1 protein-coding gene is annotated in these 273 nt (G+C 56.0%); it reads right to left on the bottom strand.

The window, feature by feature from the left end:
- Positions 1-273 (bottom strand): hypothetical protein (locus FQ664_RS26045; protein WP_144175875.1); only part of this gene is annotated, 273 nt, incomplete at both ends.

The following is a 273-nucleotide window of genomic DNA, read 5'->3' on the forward strand; positions in this document are numbered from 1 at the left end:
GTCGGAGAGCGTTCCCGGACTGCGGTTGCCGATTAAATAGGTCACCAGCTCATCGGTTTTACTGCGAAACTGCGGGGTGTTGTTGTCGATGCGAAACTCTACGCGCAGCACTTTACGCGGGACGGCGGGCACATAGTGAATAATCAGGCCTTTTTGCGCATCCGTTACCACTGGCACCGTGACTTCCGGCGGTGTGATGTTTTTGTTCGGTACGCGACCGTAAGTCTGCACGGCGATTTTAGCCAGCTCAGGCAGCGGACGGTTGCTGTACAC

The sequence above is a fragment of the Pseudomonas persica genome, assembly GCF_900291015.1.
GTDB lineage: Bacteria > Pseudomonadota > Gammaproteobacteria > Pseudomonadales > Pseudomonadaceae > Aquipseudomonas.